At 75.4% G+C, this 20563-nt stretch carries 17 protein-coding genes; 5 read left to right on the top strand and 12 right to left on the bottom strand.

Annotated elements, in window-relative coordinates; translation table 11 throughout:
• The first annotated feature begins 3 nt into the window (after positions 1 to 3).
• Complete coding sequence (locus ACH47X_RS22050; protein ID WP_397406969.1) at positions 4 to 1488, top strand: hypothetical protein; 1485 nt, start codon at positions 4 to 6, stop codon at positions 1486 to 1488.
• Between the two features lie 23 nt (positions 1489 to 1511).
• Here the strand turns inward: ACH47X_RS22050 and ACH47X_RS22045 are convergent, their stop codons facing one another.
• Entirely contained in the window at positions 1512 to 2861 is a 1350-nt protein-coding gene (locus ACH47X_RS22045) for a glycosyltransferase (protein WP_397406967.1), read from the bottom strand.
• A 38-nt stretch (positions 2862 to 2899) separates the two neighbouring features.
• On the opposite strand from ACH47X_RS22045, the gene ACH47X_RS22040 reads away from it, so the two are divergent.
• Positions 2900 to 4354 carry a hypothetical protein gene (locus tag ACH47X_RS22040; RefSeq protein WP_397406965.1) on the top strand — a complete coding sequence of 485 codons (1455 nt, stop codon included), beginning with the start codon at positions 2900 to 2902 and terminating at the stop codon, positions 4352 to 4354.
• A gap of 188 nt (positions 4355 to 4542) precedes the next feature.
• Here ACH47X_RS22040 and ACH47X_RS22035 read toward each other — a convergent pair whose 3' ends face one another.
• The 5 genes from ACH47X_RS22035 to ACH47X_RS22015 all read right to left on the bottom strand — a co-directional run bounded on the left by ACH47X_RS22035 (position 4543) and on the right by ACH47X_RS22015 (position 10451).
• Positions 4543 to 5433, bottom strand: a complete 891-nt coding sequence (locus tag ACH47X_RS22035) for a ketopantoate reductase family protein (RefSeq protein ID WP_397406963.1) — start codon at positions 5431 to 5433, stop codon at positions 4543 to 4545.
• On the bottom strand, positions 5430 to 5858 hold the full coding sequence (locus ACH47X_RS22030; protein WP_397406961.1) for a hypothetical protein: 429 nt from the start codon (positions 5856 to 5858) through the stop codon (positions 5430 to 5432). The genes ACH47X_RS22035 and ACH47X_RS22030 overlap by 4 nt, the downstream gene beginning before the upstream one ends.
• A 141-nt stretch (positions 5859 to 5999) precedes the next feature.
• Complete coding sequence (pntB, locus tag ACH47X_RS22025) at positions 6000 to 7421, bottom strand: Re/Si-specific NAD(P)(+) transhydrogenase subunit beta (protein ID WP_397406959.1); 1422 nt, start codon at positions 7419 to 7421, stop codon at positions 6000 to 6002.
• On the bottom strand, positions 7418 to 9082 hold the full coding sequence (locus ACH47X_RS22020) for a Re/Si-specific NAD(P)(+) transhydrogenase subunit alpha (protein WP_397406957.1): 1665 nt from the start codon (positions 9080 to 9082) through the stop codon (positions 7418 to 7420). The genes pntB and ACH47X_RS22020 overlap by 4 nt, the downstream gene beginning before the upstream one ends.
• A gap of 79 nt (positions 9083 to 9161) precedes the next feature.
• The gene (locus tag ACH47X_RS22015) at positions 9162 to 10451 is read right to left on the bottom strand and encodes a cytochrome P450 (RefSeq protein ID WP_397406955.1); all 1290 of its coding nucleotides are present in this window, start codon (positions 10449 to 10451) and stop codon (positions 9162 to 9164) included.
• 312 nt (positions 10452 to 10763) lie between these two features.
• Between ACH47X_RS22015 and ACH47X_RS22010 the strand changes: the two genes are divergently transcribed.
• Positions 10764 to 11525, top strand: a complete 762-nt coding sequence (locus ACH47X_RS22010; RefSeq protein ID WP_397406953.1) for an IclR family transcriptional regulator — start codon at positions 10764 to 10766, stop codon at positions 11523 to 11525.
• A gap of 31 nt (positions 11526 to 11556) precedes the next feature.
• Here ACH47X_RS22010 and sigJ read toward each other — a convergent pair whose 3' ends face one another.
• The 4 genes from sigJ to ACH47X_RS21990 all read right to left on the bottom strand — a co-directional run bounded on the left by sigJ (position 11557) and on the right by ACH47X_RS21990 (position 15993).
• Positions 11557 to 12498: an RNA polymerase sigma factor SigJ gene (gene sigJ / locus ACH47X_RS22005; protein ID WP_397406951.1), complete on the bottom strand. Its 942-nt coding sequence runs from the start codon at positions 12496 to 12498 to the stop codon at positions 11557 to 11559.
• Positions 12498 to 13148 carry a carboxymuconolactone decarboxylase family protein gene (locus ACH47X_RS22000; protein ID WP_397406949.1) on the bottom strand — a complete coding sequence of 217 codons (651 nt, stop codon included), beginning with the start codon at positions 13146 to 13148 and terminating at the stop codon, positions 12498 to 12500. Before ACH47X_RS22000 ends, sigJ begins: the two co-directional genes overlap by 1 nt.
• A 240-nt stretch (positions 13149 to 13388) precedes the next feature.
• Positions 13389 to 14297, bottom strand: a complete 909-nt coding sequence (locus ACH47X_RS21995; protein ID WP_397406947.1) for a diacylglycerol kinase family protein — start codon at positions 14295 to 14297, stop codon at positions 13389 to 13391.
• A gap of 88 nt (positions 14298 to 14385) precedes the next feature.
• The gene (locus ACH47X_RS21990; protein WP_397406945.1) at positions 14386 to 15993 is read right to left on the bottom strand and encodes an FAD-binding oxidoreductase; all 1608 of its coding nucleotides are present in this window, start codon (positions 15991 to 15993) and stop codon (positions 14386 to 14388) included.
• Positions 15994 to 16049: 56 nt separating this feature from the next.
• Here ACH47X_RS21990 and ACH47X_RS21985 point away from each other — a divergent pair, with 56 nt between their 5' ends.
• On the top strand, positions 16050 to 16682 hold the full coding sequence (locus ACH47X_RS21985; RefSeq protein WP_397406943.1) for a TetR/AcrR family transcriptional regulator: 633 nt from the start codon (positions 16050 to 16052) through the stop codon (positions 16680 to 16682).
• A 16-nt stretch (positions 16683 to 16698) separates the two neighbouring features.
• Positions 16699 to 18297 carry a glycerol-3-phosphate dehydrogenase/oxidase gene (locus ACH47X_RS21980; protein ID WP_397406941.1) on the top strand — a complete coding sequence of 533 codons (1599 nt, stop codon included), beginning with the start codon at positions 16699 to 16701 and terminating at the stop codon, positions 18295 to 18297.
• On the opposite strand, the gene ACH47X_RS21975 is transcribed toward ACH47X_RS21980, so the two are convergent.
• Together ACH47X_RS21975 and ACH47X_RS21970 are read right to left on the bottom strand one after the other, a co-directional pair.
• Entirely contained in the window at positions 18294 to 19046 is a 753-nt protein-coding gene (locus ACH47X_RS21975; protein WP_397406939.1) for a phosphatase PAP2 family protein, read from the bottom strand. The two genes, ACH47X_RS21980 and ACH47X_RS21975, sit on opposite strands and share 4 nt — an antisense overlap.
• Before the next feature lie 280 nt (positions 19047 to 19326).
• Complete coding sequence (locus ACH47X_RS21970) at positions 19327 to 20427, bottom strand: LacI family DNA-binding transcriptional regulator (protein ID WP_397407013.1); 1101 nt, start codon at positions 20425 to 20427, stop codon at positions 19327 to 19329.
• Between the last annotated feature and the right edge of the window lie 136 nt (positions 20428 to 20563).

The following is a 20563-nucleotide window of genomic DNA, read 5'->3' as shown; positions in this document are numbered from 1 at the left end:
AGCGTGACGGACCCGCCACCCGCACTGCGCCTGCAGTTCGCCGACGACATGTTCCTGCGCCGCCACGAGGGCGCCACGAGCCCGGCCGTGAACCAGGTGCTGTGGCGCCTGGACGGCCCGTTCGACGCCGACCGGCTGCGTGACCTGGGCGCCCGCCTCGCCGCGGGGTCGCTGCACCGGCGCGTGGTGCGGTCCCGCGTGCCGGGCGCGCGGCACCGCTGGGCGCCCGCCGGCACCCTCCCGGTGGTCGACCTGCAGACCACCGCCGTGGCCGAGGACCGTATCGGCGACTGGGCGCAGACCCAGGCCGACGTTCCGCTCGACCCGGCGCGCGGGCTCTCCTGGCGCATCTCCGCCGCGGACGTCGTCGCGCGGGCGGGCACGGGCGCCGCCGGAACCGTCGTCGGGGGCATCGTCTCGCTCACCTGCGCGCACGCCGTCGCCGACGGCGCCGCGCTGATCGATGCCGTGGTGCGCGCCGCCACGAACGCCGCGCCCATCGTCGTGCCCGCGCCCGAGCGCGGCACCCGCGCCCTGCTCGCGGACGCCGCCGACGCCGCCGCCCAGGCCGCCGCCGTCGGCCGCTGGGCCGGGGCCAAGGCGCGGGCGCGGGCGCAGTCCGCCGCGCGCGAGATCGCCCCGCAGGGACCGCGGGCCTCTGCGGGCACGGTGCACGAGCCGGTGCCGCCGCCCCCGCCGGAGGCCGGGGAGGCCGCGGGTCCCGCCGGGGTCGCCGGGGCGGGGCCTGCCACGCGGGTCATGCCCGCCGTGGTGGAAGCCCCTGCCGCGCCGCAGCCCGCCGACGACGCCGCCTGGCGCGCGCCCGTGCTGCACGTCGAGCTCCCGTCCGACCAGGTGACCCAGGCCGCGGCCGCGCACGGCGGCACGCCCAACACCTGGTTCGTGGCGTTCCTCGCCCGCCTGGTGCACGCGACCGGCCGGTTCCCGGGCGAGCCCGTGCCCGTGGCGCTGCCCGTCTCGACCCGCGACGCCGACGACCCGCGCGCCAACTCGACCAAGATCGCCCGGGTCACCATCCCGGCCGACGTCCTGGCCCACCGCGACCTCGGCTGGGTGCGGGCCGCCGCCAAGGAGGCCTACACCGCCGTCGGGCAGGCGGAGCCCGGGCTGGCCCCGGTGCCGCTCGAGCTGGTCCAGATGCTGCCCGACACCCTGGTGAGCCGCCTTCCGCAGCCGCCCGTCGCGGCGGCCCTCGCGTCCAACCTGGGCCGCCCGCCCGAGGGGTACACGCACGCGGCGGGCAGCGCGGTGCGCTCCGTCGCGACCCTGTCGCACTACCAGGGCGCGACGGCGGCCGAGCTGCGCGCGGCGGGCGGCGGACTGGTCGCCTTCTGCACGACCGTAGGCCGCACGACGACGCTCAGCGTCGCCGCCCTCGACCCCGACCGCATGGCTGACGCCGCCACCCTGCGCCGCCTGGTGCTGGCCGAGGCCGAGGCCTGGAAGCTCCCGGCGGCGCCGTGGTGAAGGGCTCTGCCGTCGGCTCCGGCTCAGCCGCCCAGGATCGCGTCGGCAGCCGCGGCGACCGCCCGGTCCGGGGGCACCAGGCGCGCCCCGAGCGCGGCGGCGCGGGCCGCGGTGGTCTCGTCGAGCACCTCGGCCAGCGCCCGGGTGAGCACGCCGGGCTGCGTGAGCGTGCTCGCCCGGCGGGCCACGCCCACGCCCGCACCGCGCAGCAGGTCGCCCCACATCGGCTGGTCGGCGGAGTACCAGCCGACGACGGCGGGCAGGCCCGCGCGCAGCGCCGCCGGCGTCGTACCGGCTCCGCCGTGGTGCACCGCGGCGCGGCAGCGGGGCAGCACGGCCGCGTGGTCGACCGCTCCGACCAGGCGGACGCGGTCGGGGTCCCGCCCGGCACCACGGGCGCCGCCGTCCGACCCGGCGCCGTTCGACCCGGCGTCCGCCCCGGAGAAGTCGTTCCAGCCCGCGCTGACCAGGGCCCGCACGCCGAGCTCGGCGCAGGCCGCGTCGACGGCCGCGAGCAGGGCGCGCGGGTCGGCCACGGGCATGGAGCCGAAGCCCACGTAGACCGGCGGCTCCCCGCCGTCGAGCCAGGCATCGAGGCCCGCCGTCGCGCCGGCCGAGGCATCAGCGCCCCCGTCGGCCCCCGATCCGGCCTCCCCGAGCCGCGCCCGGGCGGCGCCGTCGAGCGCGAGAAAGCCCGTGAGCGGACGGCGCGGCCCCCACTCGTCGACCAGCCCCGGCGCGAGCGCGGGGTCGTAGGCCTGGACCTCGACCGCCCCGGCGTCCCGCAGCCGTGTGGGCAGGTGCACGCGCGTACCGCCGAGCCCGAGGGCGGCGCGCTGCTCGTTCTCGGCGCGGCGGGTCAGGCCCCAGCGCACCCGCTCCCCCAGCGTCCAGACCGCCCGGGTGGTGCGCGGGCCGCGCACGCCGCTCACGGGCGAGACCACGCCGTTAGCCCGCACCGGGCAGTAGTGCAGCGCGGCCATCCGCAGTCCGCGCCGCTCGGCCACGGCGGCGGCCACCTCCTGGCCCAGCAGGCCCGTGACCACGGTGTCCGCCCCGCCGACGTCGTCGAGCAGCGCCGCCAGCCCGGTACGCAGCTCGTCCCAGCCGGCCGACGCCACGGCGCGCAGCGCCCGCACCCGGCGCACCGGGTGGGCCGAGCGCATGTCGCGCCGGACCAGGTCAGAGCCCAGCAGGGCCGCGGAGTCGATACCCAGCGGCACCGCGTCCAGACCGAGCCGGACGGCCAGCGGCACCAGGTTCGGGGCCACGCCGGTCACCACCTCGTGCCCGCGTCGCCGCAGGTCCAGGGCCACCGCGAGGGCCGGCTGGACATCTCCTCGACTGCCCACCAGGGCGAAGACATGACGCACGCGCGCACCCTACCCACCAGCCCGGCACCGGAGATCCCTTGACCAGCCCAGTGACCAGCCCGCCGACCAGCCCGCCGTCGACCGGCTCCCCCGTGACGAGCAACCGCCTGACCTACGACGACGACCTTTTCCTGCGCACCCGCCGGGTGCTCGGGGTGGCCGTGGTCAACCAGACCGTCTGGCGCATCGCGGCGCCCCTCGACCCCGACGCGCTGCGCGCCCTGCACCGCGCCCTGGCCGAGGGCCCGCTGCAGCGCGTGGTGCGACCGGGCCGACTGCCGGGCGCCCGTGCGCGGTGGTCGACGTCGACCCGGCTGCCCGACCTGCTCATCGGCTCCGCCCCCGTGCCCGAGCCCGCGGTGCTGGCGTGGGCCGAGCAGCAGGCGCAGGTCAGCCTGGACCCGGAGACCGGGCCCACCTGGGCCCTGTCGGCGGCGCGGACCACCAGCGGCGGGACCGTGCTCAGCTTCGTCACCTCGCACGTCGTGGCCGACGGCGGGATGCACGTGGGCGCCTTCGAGGCCGCCGCCGCCCGCGCCGCGGCGCGCGGGGCGTTCGCGGGCGGGTACGCCGAGGGCGCGCCGTCGTCGTCGGGCCGCCGTCTGCCCAAGGAGGGCGAGCGGATCCGTACCGGCCTCGTGGCCGACCTGCGCGACGCGACCAGCCAGGCGCGCGCCGCCGTGGGCGGGCTGCGCAGGATGGCGCGGCAGGGTCCCGTTCCGCCGCTCATAGCGCAGCAGTCGGCGGACCGGCCCCGGCCCGCCCCGCGGCCCGACGACGCCGAGCTCGCCCACCCGCCGATCGTCGTCGTCGACACCGACGCCTCGACCTGGCACCGCGCGGCCCACGCCGCGGGCGGGACGGCGAACAGCCTGCTCATCGCGGTCTGCACGGAGATCCTGCTCGCCGCCGGTGCGGCGACGGCCGGGATGCCGGTGCGCGTCTCGCTGCCCGTGAGCCTGCGCGTGCCCGGCGACCTGCGGTCCAACGCGACCTCGGGAGTGTCCATCGCCGTGGACACCACGGTGACGCCCGCGCCCGAGCGGGCCGGCGTGATCGCCGACATGACCCAGATCCGGTCCCGCGCCAAGGCCGAGTTCGCGGCCCTGACGTCGGGCACCCGGGTGGACACCCTGGGCCCGCTCAAGCCGCTCATGCAGATGGTGCCGGACGCCGTCGCGAAGCTTGCCGCGCGCGACGGCACGGCACCGCTGTGCCTGGCCTCCAACCTCGGGCGGCTGCCGACGGCGTTCGCGGCCCCGATGGGCACGCCGGCCTCCAGCGTGCTCATGCGCGGCGTGACGCAGGGGCTCACGCGCGGGCGGCTGCGTCAGATGCGCGGCGGGCTGGACTCCTGGTGGTCCGAGCACAACGGCGTCGCGACCCTCGCGGTGCTCGGGCTGGACGACGCGCGGCTCGGCACCCCGGCCCAGGTGCGCGCGGCCGTCGAGAGCGTGTACGCGCGCCACCGGCTCCCGGTCCGCTTCTGGTGAGCGGGACCTCTGGCCTCGCTCCAGGTGGGCCGGGGCTTCTGACGGGCCCAGTCGTACATCCTCCGGGGGGTCGTCCCCTTTGAGGCCTAAGTTTCTTCGCTTTGAGCCGGCTCAAAGCGAAGAAACTTAGGCCTCAAAGAAATGGGGTCCCGGGGAAGCCGCCCGGCCGACGTCGGCCGGCGGCCCCGTCAGGCGACCGACGCCGCCAGCCGGTCCACCGTCGCCGTGAGCACCGGCAGGTCGATGCCGTGCCGACCGCCCGCGCGCAGGATCGCGCCACCGATGGCGTCCAGCTCGCCCGGCCGCCCGGCCGACAGGTCGGCCTCCAGCGAGCCGACCGTCAGCGGCGGCATCCCGCCCAGGAGCGTGCGCAGCTCAGCGCCGGTCGACGGCACGCCCTCGGCCGTCGCGACGGCGGCGATCTCGTCCAGCAGGGCGGCGGTGAGCGCCGGGTCGCGGTCCAGGGCGTCGGCGATCCCGGTGCTCCACGTCGAGGTCAGCAGCGACAGGGCCGCCAGGAACCGCAGCTTCTTCCAGAGCACCTCGGCCTCGGTGCCGCCGGTCTGCAGCAGCGCGCCGGTGTCCCGCAGGGCGGCGGTCAGACCGAGGTCCGCGGCGTCGGCGGGCACCACGATCGTGAGCAGGTCGAACGAGTGCGTGACCGTCGCCGGGTCCGGGCCGCCCACGGGGGTGCGGCGCGTCTGGCCGGCGATCGTCGCGCCGACGACGCGCGCACCGGGCGCCGCCGCACGCAGCGCCGCCATGTGCTCGACGCCGTTGAGCAGGGCGATCACCTCGGCCGGTGCGGCGTCGCGCAGCAGGTCGGCGGCCGCGGCCACGCCGTCAGCCTTGACCGCGACCAGCACCTGGGCGCCATGCGGCACCGTGGTGGACGCCGCCAGGGGTGCGTGCCACGAGCCGAACATGTCGGAGACGACGTCGAGGCCGTGCTCCGCGATGTGCGCGGCGGTGGCCTCTCGCGCGACGACGGTGACGTCGTGCCCCGCGCGCTGCAGGAGCGCGGCCATCAGCCCGCCGATCGCGCCCGGCCCGATCACCGCGACCGGCACGTCGCTCACGCGGCCATCCGCACCGGAGGGTGCCCCTTGGACTCGGGGAGCGCTGTCGGGTCGGCCGCTCTGCGGCGGCGGATCGTCACCAGTACACCGGCCGACGCCGACGCGAACGCCAGCACGCCGAACCCGGTGGACCAGGCGTCGAGCTCGACCGAGAGCGTGAAGGCGACGATCGCGCCGACCGGCGCCAGCATGCCCACCAGCACGGACACCCGCGTCAGGCGCAGGGCCCGCGCGATCCGCGCTACCCCCCAGCCGACGACGGCCCAGGTGAGGACGGTCAGCGCGGCGCCACCGACGGAGGCGAAGATCTCACCGGCGTTGTGCGCGCCGGAGGGCGGCCCGAACCAGAAGAGCTCCGTGGTCGCCACAAGCACCAGGAACCCCACGATCGCGGCCGTACCGGTCACGAGAGAGCGTGTCAACACTCGGCCTCCGCACTGAGGGACTGCGCCGGACTTTCCTGGCGCGCCCCTTTATACCAACTTGTTACCGCGCGGTGTCAGCGCGTCACCGTCAATTCACCCACAGATAACCACCGAAATGCAAAAGGTGCTGGTCGCGGCGAATCACAGCGCCTGGACGATCAGCTCCACCTGTTCCTTCGCGTCCCCGAAGAGCATGGCGGTGTTCTCGCGGAAGAACAACGGGTTCTGCACGCCCGCGTAGCCCGTGGCCATGGACCGCTTGAAGACGATCACCTCGTGGGCCCGCCACACCTCCAGCACGGGCATGCCCGCGATGGGCGAGGCCGGGTCGTCCTGCGCGGCCGGGTTCACGGTGTCGTTGGCACCGATCACGAGCACGACGTCGGTGGCGGGGAAGTCGTCGTTGATCTCGTCCATGCCGAGCACCTGGTCGTAGGGCACCTTCGCCTCGGCGAGCAGCACGTTCATGTGCCCGGGCAGCCGGCCGGCCACGGGGTGGATGCCGAACCGCACGGCGGTGCCGCGCGCCGTGAGCCGGGACACGAGGTCGGCCACCGGGTACTGGGCCTTCGCCACGGCCATGCCGTAGCCCGGCACGACGATCACCGACCGGGCGGCGGTGAGCCGGTCGGCGACCTCGAGCGCCGTCGTCTCCCGGTAGGTGCCCGGCTCGGCCGGGCCGCCGGCCGCCGCGGCCGGGGTCTCGGCGCCGAACCCGCCCAGGATCACGCTGACGAACGAGCGGTTCATCGCCTTGCACATCAGGTAGCTGAGGATCGCACCCGAGGAGCCGACCAGCGCGCCGGTGATGATGAGCAGGTCGTTGCCCAGCATGAACCCGGCAGCCGCGGCCGCCCACCCCGAGTAGGAGTTCAGCATGGAGACGACGACGGGCATGTCGCCGCCGCCGATCGCCGCCACCAGGTGCCAGCCCAGGGCGAGCGCGACCACGGTCATCAGCAGCAACGGCACCAGGCCGGCCGCGCCGTCCGCCAGGAACCACCAGAGCAGGCCCGCGCAGGCGACGAGCGCGGCGAGGTTGAGCCAGTTGCGGCCCGGCAGCAGCAGCGGCGACGAGCGCAGCCGGGCCGACAGCTTGCCGAACGCGACCACCGAGCCGGTGAAGGTGACGGCGCCGATGAGCACGCCGAGGAACACCTCGACCAGGTGGAGGGTCTGACCGGCGCCGGCGTCCGCCCCGCTGGTGGCGGGCTCGGAGAGGTAGGAGGCGAAGCCCACGAGCACGGCGGCCGCGCCGACGAACGAGTGCAGCAGCGCGATGAGCTCGGGCATCTGCGTCATCTCGACGGTGCGCGCCCGCCACGTGCCGACGGCCGCCCCCACCAGCAGCACGAGCAGGATGAGCCCGGCCGTGACGCCGACGGGCCGCTCGGACCGGTCCAGGGCCAGCGCGATCGTCGCCACCAGCGCGAGCCCCATGCCGGTCATGCCCAGCAGCACGCCGCGCCGCGCGGTCTCCTGCCGTGACAGCCCGGCCAACGACAGCACGAACAGCACCGCCGCGACCAGGTACACCGCCTGGACGGTCGACTCGACGCTCATCGCTCGCCCCCACCCCTCGTGTCAGGCCCACGCCTGCCTCGGGCGACCTGCACGTCTGACACGTCGGCGGGACTGCGGTGGAACATGCCGAGCATGCGGTGGGTCACCAGGAACCCGCCGAAGATGTTGATGCTCGCCACCGCGGAGGCCAGCACGGCGAGCGTGGTCACCACCGGGTCCGCCGAGCCGATCTGCAGCACGCCGCCCACCAGGATGATCCCGGAGATCGCGTTGGTCTGGGACATGAGCGGGGTGTGCAGGGCGTGGCTGACGTGCGAGATCACGTAGAACCCGACGACGACGGCCAGGGCCAGCACCGTGAAGTGCGCGGCCTGGTCGGGCGGCGCCGCGGCCACGGCGAGCGCGGCCAGGACGGCGCCGAGGGCGAGGAGCACGGTCCGGGCGAACGGCGCCCGTGCCGCGCTCCCCGCCGGCCGAGGCGGTCGAGACCCTGGTGAGGCCTCGACGGGCTCGACCGGCGGGGCCGGGGTCCCGACAGGCTCGACCGGCGCGGGCTCGCCCGGCGACTGCGACACCGAGACCGCCACCGGGGGCGGCGGCCAGAGCACCTCACCGCCGGCGGCCACGGTCATGCCGCGCACGACGGCGTCGTCCGGGTCGAGCGCCAGGACGCCGTCGCGCCCGGGCGTGCCGAGCTGGACCAGGTTGGCCACGGCCGTGCCGAGCAGCTCCGAGGTGTGCCGGGGCATGCGGTCGGGCAGGTCGGTGTACCCGAGCACGACGACGCCGTTGTCACTGACCACGCGCTCGCCCGGCACGGTCAGCTCGCAGTTGCCGCCGCCCGGGGCCGCGAGGTCCACGATCACGCTGCCTGGCCGCATGCCGGCGACCATCTCGGCGGTGATGGTGGTGGGCGCCGTCCCGCGCACGAGCGCCGTGGTGACGACGATGTCCGCGCCGGCGGTCTCGACGGCGTACGCGCGCAGCGCCGCGGCCTCCTGGTCGGCGGTCAGCGCGGACGCGTAGCCGTCGGCACTGACCTGCTGCGCGGCGTCGTCGGCCCGGACCACCGTGGCGCCCATGGACTCGATCTGCTCCGCCACCTCGGGGCGCACGTCGAAGGCGCGCACCCGCGCGCCCAGGCTGCCCGCCGCACCGATGGCCGCGAGCCCGGCCACGCCGGCGCCGATCACGAAGACGTCGGCGGGCGGGGTGGTGCCCGCGGCGGTGACCTGGCCGGCGAACATGCCACCGAACTCGGCCGCGGCCTCGACGACGGCCCGATAGCCCGCGACGTTCGACAGGGCGCTGAGCACGTCGAGCGACTGCGCCCGGGAGATGCGCGGCACGGCGTCCAGGGCCAGGGCGGTGACGCCGCGGTCCGCGAGCGCCCGCACCAGTTCAGGCCGCGCCGCTGGCATGACCTGCGCGACGAGCACGGCCCCCGGACGCAGCGCTGCCGGTCCGGGTGCGGTCAGGTCGTCGGGCGCCCGCGTGGCGACCACGATGTCGGCGCCCCACGCCTCGGCATCGGGCACGACGGCGGCTCCCGCGGCCGCGTAGGCCGCGTCGGGGAAGCCCGCCCTCGCCCCGGCTCCGGCCGCCACGGCGACCTCGTAGCCGAGGCCGACCAGCCGGCCGGTGGTCGCGGGGGTGGCGGGCACGAGCGGCCCGCCGTCGTCCGGTACGCCTATGCGCATGTGACCCTCCTTGCTCACCCACGCAACCTACCGCCGGGACCTCGCCGTCGGGCACTACCACCTGCCCAGGGGCCACGTGTTATGTCTCGGGCCCGGCCTTCTCGACGGGCACGGGGAAGGTTACGGGGATGCTCGCGGGCTGGCGGATCCACAGGGTGGGGTCCCAGCGGACGTCGGCGGCGGGGATGCGCAGCACCACGTCCAGCCGGCGCAGGATCGTCTCGACGGCGATCCGGGCGATCACGCGCGCGGTGCGCGGGGCCGGGCAGGCGTGCGGGCCGGTGCCGAACGACACGTGTGCCCGGCTGCCCACGTGGTCCCAGGGGTCGCCGGTGTCCATGCGCGGGTCGGTGTTGGCGGCGTGGATCGCGAGGATCAGGGGGTCGCCCGCCGCGACGAGCTTGTCGTCGAGCACGACGTCCTGGCGGGCGAACCGGGGCAGGCTGTGGATGGTGGGCGTGGAGCGCCACAGCACCTCGTCCATGGCGCTGTCCAGGTCGATGCGGCCGCCGTGCAGGCGCCCGGAGAACCGGGTGTCGGTGAGGGTGAGCAGCAGGGTCTGGGCCACCCAGGCCGTCAGCGTGAGGTTGCCCGAGTAGGCGACGGTGAGCAGGGTGTGGGTGACCTCGACGTCGTCCCGCATGCCCGGGTGGGCCAGCAACGAGCTCGCGAGGTCCCGGCGCGGGTGCTCGCGGCGGAGCGCGACGAGGTCGCCGAGCATGCGGTCCACCTCGTGCACGGAGGGCGCGGCGTCGGCGCCGCCCCCGGCGACGCGGCGGGTCAGGTCGAACAGGTGCTGTCCGTCCTCCGGGTCGAACCCGATCATGTCGGCGATGACGAGGAACGGGATCACCGACGCGTACTCGAGCATCAGGTCGGCGCGGCCGCGGTCCTCGAAGCGGTCGATGAGCAGGTTGCAGAAGGAGCGCGCCTTGGCCGCGGTGATGGGCTCGGAGAGCTGCTCGAACGCGTCGTCGAGGGGCTCGCGCAGGCGCTGCCGCAGCGCGCCGTCGGCGTGGTTGGCCGAGAACCGCTGCTGCGAGGTGAAGGCGGGCCGCAGGCCCGACGTCCGCGGCAGGCCGCCGCGCGCGTGCCCGTTCCACAGCTGCGGGTTGGTGGCGAACACGTGCTCGTTGCGCATGATGTCGAAGACGCGCCGCTGCCCCATGACCAGCCAGGCCGGCACGCCGGGCTCGAGCTCGACCGGGGCGATCTCGCCCCACTGCTGCTCGAGCTCGTCGTAGAGCTCGCGCGGGTCGGGCAGGGCCGAGGCCCCCACCAGCGGCGTCAGGCGGGAGACCCCGCCGAGGCGCAGGGGACGGGTACCGCGCCAGGCCCGGTCCTGCGTGTTGTGGATGTCATCGAGCACTACGGCGGGCCCTCTCGGCGAACGGTGCGGAGCGCCACGGCCGGGCCTCCGGCACGGCCCCACACACGTGGGGTACTTGTCGGATATCAACCGGTTCAGGTATTTTCATGGATTCATCGTCTCTGCGCGGTCGCCCTCGATCGCACAGAGTGAACACAACCAGGTTCCGTGACCTCTGCCACACCCGTGGCTAACATGTCTGCGAGGGCAGACAACTGTCGCACCCTCGCACCACCCTGTCGATACCCATCCGGTTACGATATTCGTCGCAAAAAGGGACCGTCGGCCTCCACCGACGAGCAAGGGGGGCACGTGACACTGGACTCCGAGCGGGAACGCCCGGACGACCTGGTACAGAGCGTTGCCCGCGCCTTCCGCGTCCTCGAGGTCGTCACCCGGTTCCCCGGGCTGCCGGTCAAGGCGATCGCGCGCCGCAGCGGGCTCAACCTCTCCACCACGTACCACCTGGTGCGCACACTCGCCTACGAGGGGTACGTCACCCGGCTCAAGGACGGCACCTACGACGTCGGCGAGCAGGTCAGCCACCGGTTCTACGAGCAGCTCGGCTCGCTCGGCCGGGGGCCCAACACCCGCGAGGTACTGCGCCACCTGGCGCAGAGCAGCGGCTACAGCGCCTACCTGGGACGTATCAGCGCCGGCCGTGTGGTCGTCGTCGACTACGCCGAGGCCCCCGGCTCGCCGTACATCGAGGACCTGGAGCGCGGGCTCGACGTCTCCGCGCACGCCACCGCGCTCGGCAAGGCCCTGCTGCTCGGCATGTCCCGCCGCGACCGCCACGAGCTCGTGGTCGACGCCGGGATGCGCAAGTTCACGCCGCGGACCGCGGCCGACATGAACTCGCTGGACGCCCAGCTCTCCCGCCTGCGACCCGACGCCGTCGTCGAGGAGCACGGCGAGTTCCGCAAGGACATCGCCTGCGCCGCCCACCTCGTGCCCCGCCGCCCCGGCGACGACACGGCGTGGGCCGTCGGGCTCAGCATCCCCGGTGAGGTCGTGCCGCCGCACGCCCGCCGCGAGCTGAGCCTGGTCGCGGGAGACCTGACGGGGATCTGACCGGAGGCTGGGCCGGGCCACGCGTCCCGGCTCAGCCCGGTAGGCGGTGCAGCCCGGCCAGGCGTTCCGGGTTGCGGAACACCATGACCCGCGCGAGCAGGCCGCTCTGGTCCCCCGTGCCGTACTCGGCGACGGTCGCCATGGCCGGCTCGCCGCCGAGCAGCGCGAGCATCCCGAGCGCCCCGTTGATCTCCACGGGCACCCACTCCATGCGGCCCACCGTCGCGTCGCCGGCGAAGGCGACCAGGGCGCGCGAGACCTTGTCGGCGCCCCGGATGACCCGCCGGGCCGCGCGGACGACGCCGCCGCCGTCGGTCACGAGCTCCACCTCGGGGGCGAGCGCCGCGAGCACACCCGCGACGTCGCCGGTGAAGCACGCGGCCAGGAACCGCTCCGTGGCCTCCGCGTGCTGCGGGCCGGCGGGCGTGTACCGCGGACGCCGGGCCCGCACGTGCTCCCGCGCGCGGTGCGCGGTCTGCCGCACGGTGGCGGGCTCGCGGTCGAGCACGTCGGCGATCTCCTGGTACGACAGGTCGAACACCTCGCGCAGCACGAACACGGCCCGCTCCACGGGCGACAGCGTCTCCAGCACCACGAGCAGGGCGAGTGAGACCTCCTCGGCGCGCTCGACGGGCAGGGCGGCGTCGGGCGTCGTGAGGATCGGGTCCGGCAGCCACGGGCCGACGTACGTCTCACGCGCCCGCCGCAGCGTACGCAGCCGGTTCAGCGCGAGCCGGGTCGTGACGCGCACCAGATAGGCCCTCGGGTCGTCGACGTCGGAGCGGTCCTTGGCCGACCAGCGCAGCCAGGCCTCCTGCACCACGTCCTCGGCGTCGGCGGCCGCACCGAGCATCTCGTAGGCGACGGTGAACAGCAGGCGCCGGTTCTCGGTGAACGGGCGGGCGAGGTCCGCGCCGGGCCGCGGGGAGGCCGGGTCCGGGGCGGCCGGGTCCGGGGCGGCGGCGTCGGGCACTACACCTCGCCCACCTGGGCGAGCGGGCCGGAGATCGGCACCTCGCACCGGTCGCTGAACCCCTGCGCGGTCAGGCCCATCGCGGCGTTGATCCGGCTGCGCAGGTTCTCCACCGCCACGATCGCGACGAGCTCGGTGAACGCCTCCGCGCCCAGGGACTCGGTCAGGCGGGCGGCGAGGGCGTCGTCGACGGTCGGCGGGGTCGCCGTCGCGGCCTCCGCGAGGGCGAGCACGTCGCGCTCCAGGTCGCTGAAGCGCTCGCTCGTCCGCCACGCGGGCACGTCGTGCAGCTTGGCGGGGTCCACGTGGTCATGCTGCGCCTCGAAGTAGCCGAAGTCCACGCACCACGAGCAGCCGATCGACACCGAGGTGGCCATGACCGCGAGCGACTTGAGGCCGGGGTCGAGCGCCTTCCAGCCGCCGACGCCGAGCTCGGTGAGCGCGTAGGTGCGGGTCACCTTCCCGTGGTGCCCGACGGCGACGAGCGGGTCGAGCACCGCGCCGTACCGCCACCGGGAGAACGCGGCCATGACGCGGTTCGTCAGCGTCCTCGGGAGGTCGGCGCTGACCCGCCTGCTGACGGCGCGCGGCAGGGCGCTGGGGCTCGGGGCGCTGGGGTTCGGGGCGCTGGGGCTCGGGGTGCTGGACATGTTCGGGCTCCGTTCACGACACGGGTGATCCCATCCAGACACCGCGCGCCCACCGGACGTGACACGGAGGGCGGGTGACCCGGGTCACACCGCCGCCGTCACCCGACCGACGTCGGCAGGGCGGTCGTCGGCCAGCCGTCGTCGGCCGGCCGTCGTCGACCATTTCCTTCGAGGCCTAAGTTTCTTCGCTTTGACTCGCAGCAAAGCGAAGAAACTTAGGCCTCGAAGAGGAACCCCGGCTCAGGCCGGGACGCAGAGGGTCAGCGACCGGTGACGGGCCTCGATCGTGACCGGGACCGGGCCCGTCGGCTCGCCGTCCGCGTACGTGACCAGGCCGGCGGGCGCCGTCAGGCGCACCGCGGGGGTGCGCAGCGTCGTGACCTCCGGCCGCTCGACGTGCCGGCCGGACTTGATCAGGGAGTCGAACGCGAGGAGCCGGAACCGGCCCATCGCCTGCACCAGCGTGACGTCGAGCAGCCCGTCGGCCGGGTCGGCTCCGGGGCAGATCGGCACGCCGCCGCCGTAGGTACGGGTCAGCCCGATCGCGAGCATGTACCCGTCCTGCTCCAGCGCGGGCGCGTCCGCCCGCTCCAGCCGGTAGGCGAACCTCCGCAGCCGCAGCCACTCGAGGTAGATCGCGGCCAGGTACCGGGCGGGCCCCCTGGGCCAGGTCATGCGGTTGGTGCGCTCGTTGGTCAGCGAGTCCAGGCCCGCGCACAGCACGGTGACGAAGTGCCGCACCGTGCCGTCGGCGGCGGTGACGGTGCCCGTGTCGACGCGGCGGCGGGCGCCGTCGAGCGCGAGGTCGGCGGCGGCCGCGGCGTCGTCCAGCGGGATGCCGTGCTCGCGGGCCAGGTCGTTGCCCGTGCCGCTGGGCACCACGGCGAGCGGGATGCCCGCTTCCAGGAGCGGCCCCAGCACCGACGAGACCGTTCCGTCCCCGCCCACCACGACGACGACGTCGGGCCGCTCGGCGACGGCCAGCCGGCCCAGCGCGACGGTCTCGCGCTCGTCGGCGCCCCGGTGGACCCGGACGTCGGCGCCGCGGGCGCGCAGCCGCTCGACCACGACGCGCGCGCTGTCGACGCCCGCGCCGTGCCCCGAGGCGGGGTTCACGAGCACCGCGATGTGCCCGGCCTGATCGGTCATGCGCGCAACCTACCGGAGGTGTCGGAGCCGCAGGTCACCCCGGTGATCCGTGCGTCCGCCACGTGGGTCGGCGGGGTGGGGCGCGCGGTCATCCGAGCAGCGCGCCGGGGTTCATGATCCCGGCCGGGTCCAGCTCGGCCCGCACCGCGCGGAGCATCCGCAGGCCGGTCGCGCCGATCTCCCGCTCCAGCCAGGGCGCGTGGTCCGCGCCGACGCCGTGGTGGTGGCTGATGGTGCCGCCCGTCGCCATGATCGCGTCGTTCACCCCGGCCTTGACCCGCTCCCAGGGCTCCAGCGGGTCGGCGCCGAGGCCCGCGATCACCGTGAAGTAGAGCGACGCGCCCGTCGGGTAGACGTGCGAGATGTGGCACAGGATGCGGTTCCTCGCGTGCTCCCGGTCGAACCCGTCGGCGAGCGCGGCGGTGACCGCCGCCTTGAGCGCGGCCAGGTTCGACCAGGTCGTGGCGGTCTCCAGCGTCTCGCAGAACACGCCCGCGCCGAGCAGGGCGTCGCGCAGGTAGGGCGCCTTGAACCGGCCGTGGTCCCAGGACTCGGCGAGCCTTCCGGCCGCGGGGCGTCCGCCCGCCTCGCGCAGCACGCGCGTGGTGGCCTCGCGCCGGGCGGCGGCCAGGTCGGCGGGCCCCTCGTGCAGCACGACGGCGGAGCAGCCCCGGGCCAGCGCCTTGCCGATGTTGCCGACCTGGGCCAGCGAGACGGCCGTCTCCTCCTCGTCGGACAGGCGGATCACCGTGGGCCCGGTGCCGAGCTGCGCGACGCGGCGCAGGCCGTCCGCGCCGGCGGCGAAGTCGCGGAACGTCCACGCGTCCATGAGCCGGGCCTCCGGCGTGGGGTGCACGCGCACCCGCACCTGCGTGATGACGCCGAACCTGCCCTCCGAGCCGAGGAACCAGCGCAGCAGGTCCGGCCCGGCCGCCGAGCCGGGCGCCCGGCCCAGGTCGAGGGTGCCCGTGGGGGTGACCACCCGCAGGCCCGTGACCATGGCGTCGAACCGCCCGTAGCCCGCCGAGTTCTGGCCGGAGGAGCGCATGGCGGCGAACCCTCCGAGCGTGGCGAACTCGAAGCTCTGCGGGAAGTGCCCGAGCTCGAACCCGTGCGCGGCCAGCGCGGCCTCGGCGGCGGGCGCCGTCGTTCCCGCGTGGAAGGTCGCCTCGTGGGCGACGTCGTCCAGCGCGACCAGCCCGCTCAGCCGCCGCAGGTCGAGGCTGACGACGCCGCGGTGCGCCCCGGGGTCCGGGGCCAGTCCGCCCGTCACGGCGGTGCCCCCGCCGAACGGCACGACCGCCAGCCCGCGCTGGGCCGCGACCTCCAGCACCGCGGCGACGTCGTCCTCCGCGCCCGGCCGGACGACGGCGCCCGGCGCCGCCTGCTCGGCCTGCCTGCGCCGCAGCAGGTCAGGGGTCGACTTACCGCCCGCGTGCAGCAGCCGCGCGTCGTGGCCGGCGTCCACGTGCTCCGGGCCGACGGCGGCGGCGAGCGCCGCCAGGTCGTCGGCCGGCAGGGGCGGGGTGCTGATCGTGACGTCGGCGAGCTCGGGCCCGGGCGGCGGCGCGGGCGTGCGGCCGAGCACGGCCGTGAGCAGGAGCTTCACGCCGCCGGGCAGGCCGTGCGCGCGGGCCGGGTCGCCCCAGCCGTCCCACCGCATGTCGATGCGCTCGTTCTCGGCCTGGGTGCTCACGCGTCCTCCGGGTGGGTCGTCGGATCGGGTCGGGTCGCGTTACAGTGTTACACAAGATGACACTTCGTAATGCAGGCCCGGATGCAGTCTCGCCCGCCCCCGACGCGCTGGGCACCGCCCCCGGCGACGCCCTCGACCGCACCGAGGCGCGCCTCCTGGAGGCCGCGTCCCGGCTGGTGGCGACCCGCGGCACGCGCGGGCTGTCCGTCACGGAGCTGGCCCGGGCGGCCGGCGTCTCGCGGCCCACGGTCTACCGCCGCTGGGAGTCCGCCGACGACGTGCTGCGCGCCCTGCTGATGCACCGCGCCCAGGTCGCCATCACCGCCGTCGGGCCGCAGGCCACGGACCGGGCGGCGATCGTCGACAAGGTGGTCCGGTTCGGCGACCTGCTGCGCGCCGACCCGGTCTTCGGGCACCTCCTGACCGAGGAGCCCGAGGTGTTCACCCGGTACGCCTTCGAGCGGATCGGCCGGTCGCAGCGGGTGATCCTGGAATGGCTCGCCGCAGGGATCACCGCGGCGCAGCCGGGCGGCACGGTCCGGGCCGGGTCCCCCACCGACATGGCGGTCATGGTGCTGCTGGTGTCCCAGTCGGTGGTGCTGTCGCACCGCACCGTGACCACCGTGATCGACGACGCCGCACTGCGGACCGAGCTCGCCCGCACCATCGACGGGTACCTCCGTCCCTGACCCGGAAGCAGGACCGATGCACCGCACCGCCCTCACCGCCCGGCGCCGCGCGCGCGAGCTCGACGAGCTCGCGTCCGAGCCGGTGGACCTGCTCGTCGTCGGGGGCGGGGTGACCGGCACGGGCGTGGCGCTGGACGCCGCGGCGCGCGGCCTGTCCGTCGCGCTCGTGGAGGCGCACGACCTGGCGTGGGGCACCTCCCGGTGGAGCTCCAAGCTGGCGCACGGCGGCCTGCGCTACCTGGCCACGGGCGATGTCGGGGTGGCTCGCGAGAGCGCGCGCGAACGGCACGTGCTCATGACGCGCACCGCGCCGCACCTGGTCCGCGCCCTGCCCCAGGTGCTGCCGCTCACCAGCGGCGTCGCGCCCCGGCAGGGCATCACGGCGGGCATCGGGTTCGGGCTGGGCGACCTGCTGCGGCGCGACGCCGGGACGTCGTCCGACGTGCTGCCCGCGCCGCGGCTCGCGCGCCCCGGCGAGGCCGCGCGGCTGGTGCCCGCGGTCGCCCGCGAGCACCTGCACGGGGCGTGGGTGGCGCACGACGGCCAGCTCGTCGACGACGCGCGGCTCGTGGTCGCCCTGGCACGCACCGCCGCGGGGCGCGGCGCGAAGATCCTCACTCGCGTCCGCGCCACGGACCTGCGCGCCGACGGCGCCACGCTCCAGGACACCCTGACCGGCACGGGCCTGTCCGTGCGCGCCCGCGTCGTCGTGAACGCGACCGGGGTATGGGCCGGCACGGTCGACCCGTCGGTGCGGCTGCGCCCGAGCCGCGGCACCCACGTCGTCGTCCCCGCCGCCCGGCTGGGCGACCCGGCGGGCGCGCTCATGGTGCCGGTGCCCGGGTCCGCCTCGCGGTTCGTGTTCGCGCTGCCCGCCCAGCTCGGCCGGGTGATCGTCGGCCTCACCGACGAGGAGGCGCCCGGCCCCGTGCCCGACGTGCCCGAGCCCACGCGCGCCGAGATCGACTTCCTGCTCGCGACGGTCTCCCGCGTGCTGGACCGCCCCCTGCTGCCCAACGACGTCGTGGGTGCCTTCGCGGGGCTGCGCCCCCTGATCGACCTGTCCGGTCCGGGCTACGGTGCGGGCGCCTCGGCCGACGTCTCGCGCCGGCACCTCGTGGAGGTCTCGGCCGCCACGGGCGCGGTGAACGTGCTGGGCGGCAAGCTGACGACCTACCGGGCCATGGCGGAGGACGCCGTCGACCTGGCCGTCAAGCACGCCGGCCTCACCGCGGGACCGTGCTGGACGGCGGACCTGCCGCTGGTCGGCGCAGGGCCGCAACCGCCGGTCGCGCCCCGCCCGCCGGTCGAGCCTGCCGAGACCCCGCCCTCCCTCGTCGCCCGCTACGGCGCCGAGGCCCCCCAGGTGCTGGCCGCGGCGGCCTTGCCGGGCGCTACCGACGCCGTCGGGCACGGGATCGCGGGCACGGAGCACCTGGACGTGACGCACGCCGAGGTCGAGTGGGCCGTGACGCGCGAGGGCGCGCTCGACGCGGACGACGTGCTGGACCGCCGCACCCGCATCGGCCTGGTCCCGGCCGACCGGGCCGCCGTGCACGACGTCGTGGCGGAGCTGGTCGGCGCGGCCCTCGCGCGCGGCTGGGCCGCGCCCTAGTCGGAGGGCGAGGGAGCGGACGCCGGCGCGGGTTCTCGTTCGCGGATCGGCGCGCGCAGCACCGAGAGCGCCACCATGCACGCGATGAAACCGAGCAGCCAGCCGCCGGGGATGTCGCTGAGCCAGTGGTAGTCCAGCCAGGACATGAGGGCGCCCGCGATCATCACGATCACGGCGACCACGGGGATCATCTTGCGCAGCCTGGACACGCTCGGGAACAGCCCGTTCTGGGTGAACAGCAGGCACAGGATGAAGAAGCCGGTGAAGAACGTGTTGGCGGCGTGGCCGGACGGGAACGCCTGGCCGCCGGCGTGAAGCACGTCCATGTTGTGGTGCGGGCCGGTGCGGCCCAGCCCGAACTTGGTGCTGTAGCCGATCAGCGCGATGGTCGCGAGCCCGGCCAGCACGGCGAGCACCGGACGGCGGGTGAGCAGGTTCCAGAGGGAGCCGGGCCCGCCCTGCTTGCGGGCCACGTACAGGGCGGTACCGCCCACCATCGGGATGGTGAACATGCGCTCGCCCGTGATGCTCGCGACGATGTCGAGGAAGGCCTTCTCCCAGCCCACGGGGTGGTGGGAGTCCACGTAGTAGTGGAACTGCCAGTCCCAGGCGATGAAGGGGCCGCGGACCACCACCTGCCAGATGCAGAGGCCGAAGACCAGCAGGGCGATGACGGCGGCGACGACGGAGCTGCGCCAGGTCGGACGGGTCGCCGGGTCGAGCAGAGCCCCTGTCGTTTCTGACTCCACTCGGGTAACACCCCTGCCCTCTGATTGCGCCATCGAGCCGATCCTACGGGTTTCAGGGTGAATGTTCGGTACTGCATTTGTGTCCGGCGGACACGGCCGGTGACGATCCCGGGAGGGTCGCTCCGGCCCAGGAGCGACCGTACCGTGTCAACCTGGACCGGTCACCCAGGCCAGGCGCCTGCGGCCCCTCGGCGCGGCCCGCCAGGGCCGGTCCCGGCGGCCCGCGCGGTCACCCCCCGGACGTGCGCAGGGTCACGTCCGCGTTCACCCGCCGGAGAGTTCACCCCCGCGGCGGGGCGGTGCTCTGCCGCACCTTGAGCTCCACCGGCACCACCTCGTGCAGGTCCTCGTCGTCGGCGTCCGGGTCGACGCCGGTGCCGGCCCCGCTGCCGGCCGCCCCGCTGCCGGCCGCGCCGCTGGTGCCGGTGCCGGTCCCGGAGCTCCCCGCCCGCACCTCGCTGAGCAGGCGGGCCACCAGGCGGCGGCCGATCTCGCCGAAATCCTGCACCACGGTCGTCAGCGGCGGCCAGAGGTACTCGGCCAGCAGGATGTCGTCGAACCCGACCACCGACACGTCGCCCGGCACCGCGCGGCCGGCCTCGTGCAGGGCACGGAGCACGCCGGCGGCCATCTCGTCGTTCGCGCAGAACACGGCCGTGACCTCGGGGTCGTGCGCCATCCGCCGGCCGGCGGCGTACCCGGAGGCCGCCGTCCAGTCGCCCGGGACGACGGCGGGCACGGGCCGGCCGGCCGCCTCGAGCGTGGCGCGCCACGACTCCTCGCGGAGCTGCGCGGGCGCCGAGCCGGCCGGGCCCCGCACGTGGTGCACCGTGCGGTGGCCCAGGTCCAGGAGGTGCTGGGTGGCACGGCGGGCGCCGTCGACCTGGTCGGCACCCACGGCGGGGTGGTGGCCCACGAACCGTGAGTCGGAGACCACCACGGGCAGCCGGGAGGGCAGCGCGAGGGTGTCGGGCGTGACGGTCTCGGCCCGGACGATCACCAGCCCGTCGATGGCCTGGTGGGACAGCCGGGTCGCCGCCGCGGACACGACGTCGGACGACGGGTTCTCGACGTCGATCAGCGTGACGGTGTAACCCTCGTCACGTGCGGCCTCGGTGACGGCCTCGATCGTGCGCGACTCACCGGTGCGCGCCAGCCCGTGGGCGATCATGCCGATGGTCCGGAAGCTCCCGTAGCGCAGCGCGCGCGCCGCCGTGTTCGGTGCGTAGCCGAGCTGCGCCATCGCCGCCAGGACCCGGTCCCGCGTCGCCGGCCGCACGTTGTCCAGGCCCATCGACACGCGGGACACGGTCTGCGTGGAGACTCCCGCCAGCACGGCGACGTCGACCAGGGACGGACCTCTGCCCTCCACGACACCCACCTCCTCGTGATGCGTCTCGCCCCGGGGTCCGCTTGACACCTCGGTGACTCACGAGCACCCTAGTCCGCGTCACCATGTTGACGTCAACACGACGACCATGCTGACCCCACTCGTGAAGGAGCGACCCCACTTGACC

Origin of the sequence: Promicromonospora kroppenstedtii, from assembly GCF_044389675.1 — a bacterium.
GTDB lineage: Bacteria > Actinomycetota > Actinomycetes > Actinomycetales > Cellulomonadaceae > Promicromonospora > Promicromonospora kroppenstedtii.
This window is presented reverse-complemented; position numbering and strand designations above follow the sequence as displayed.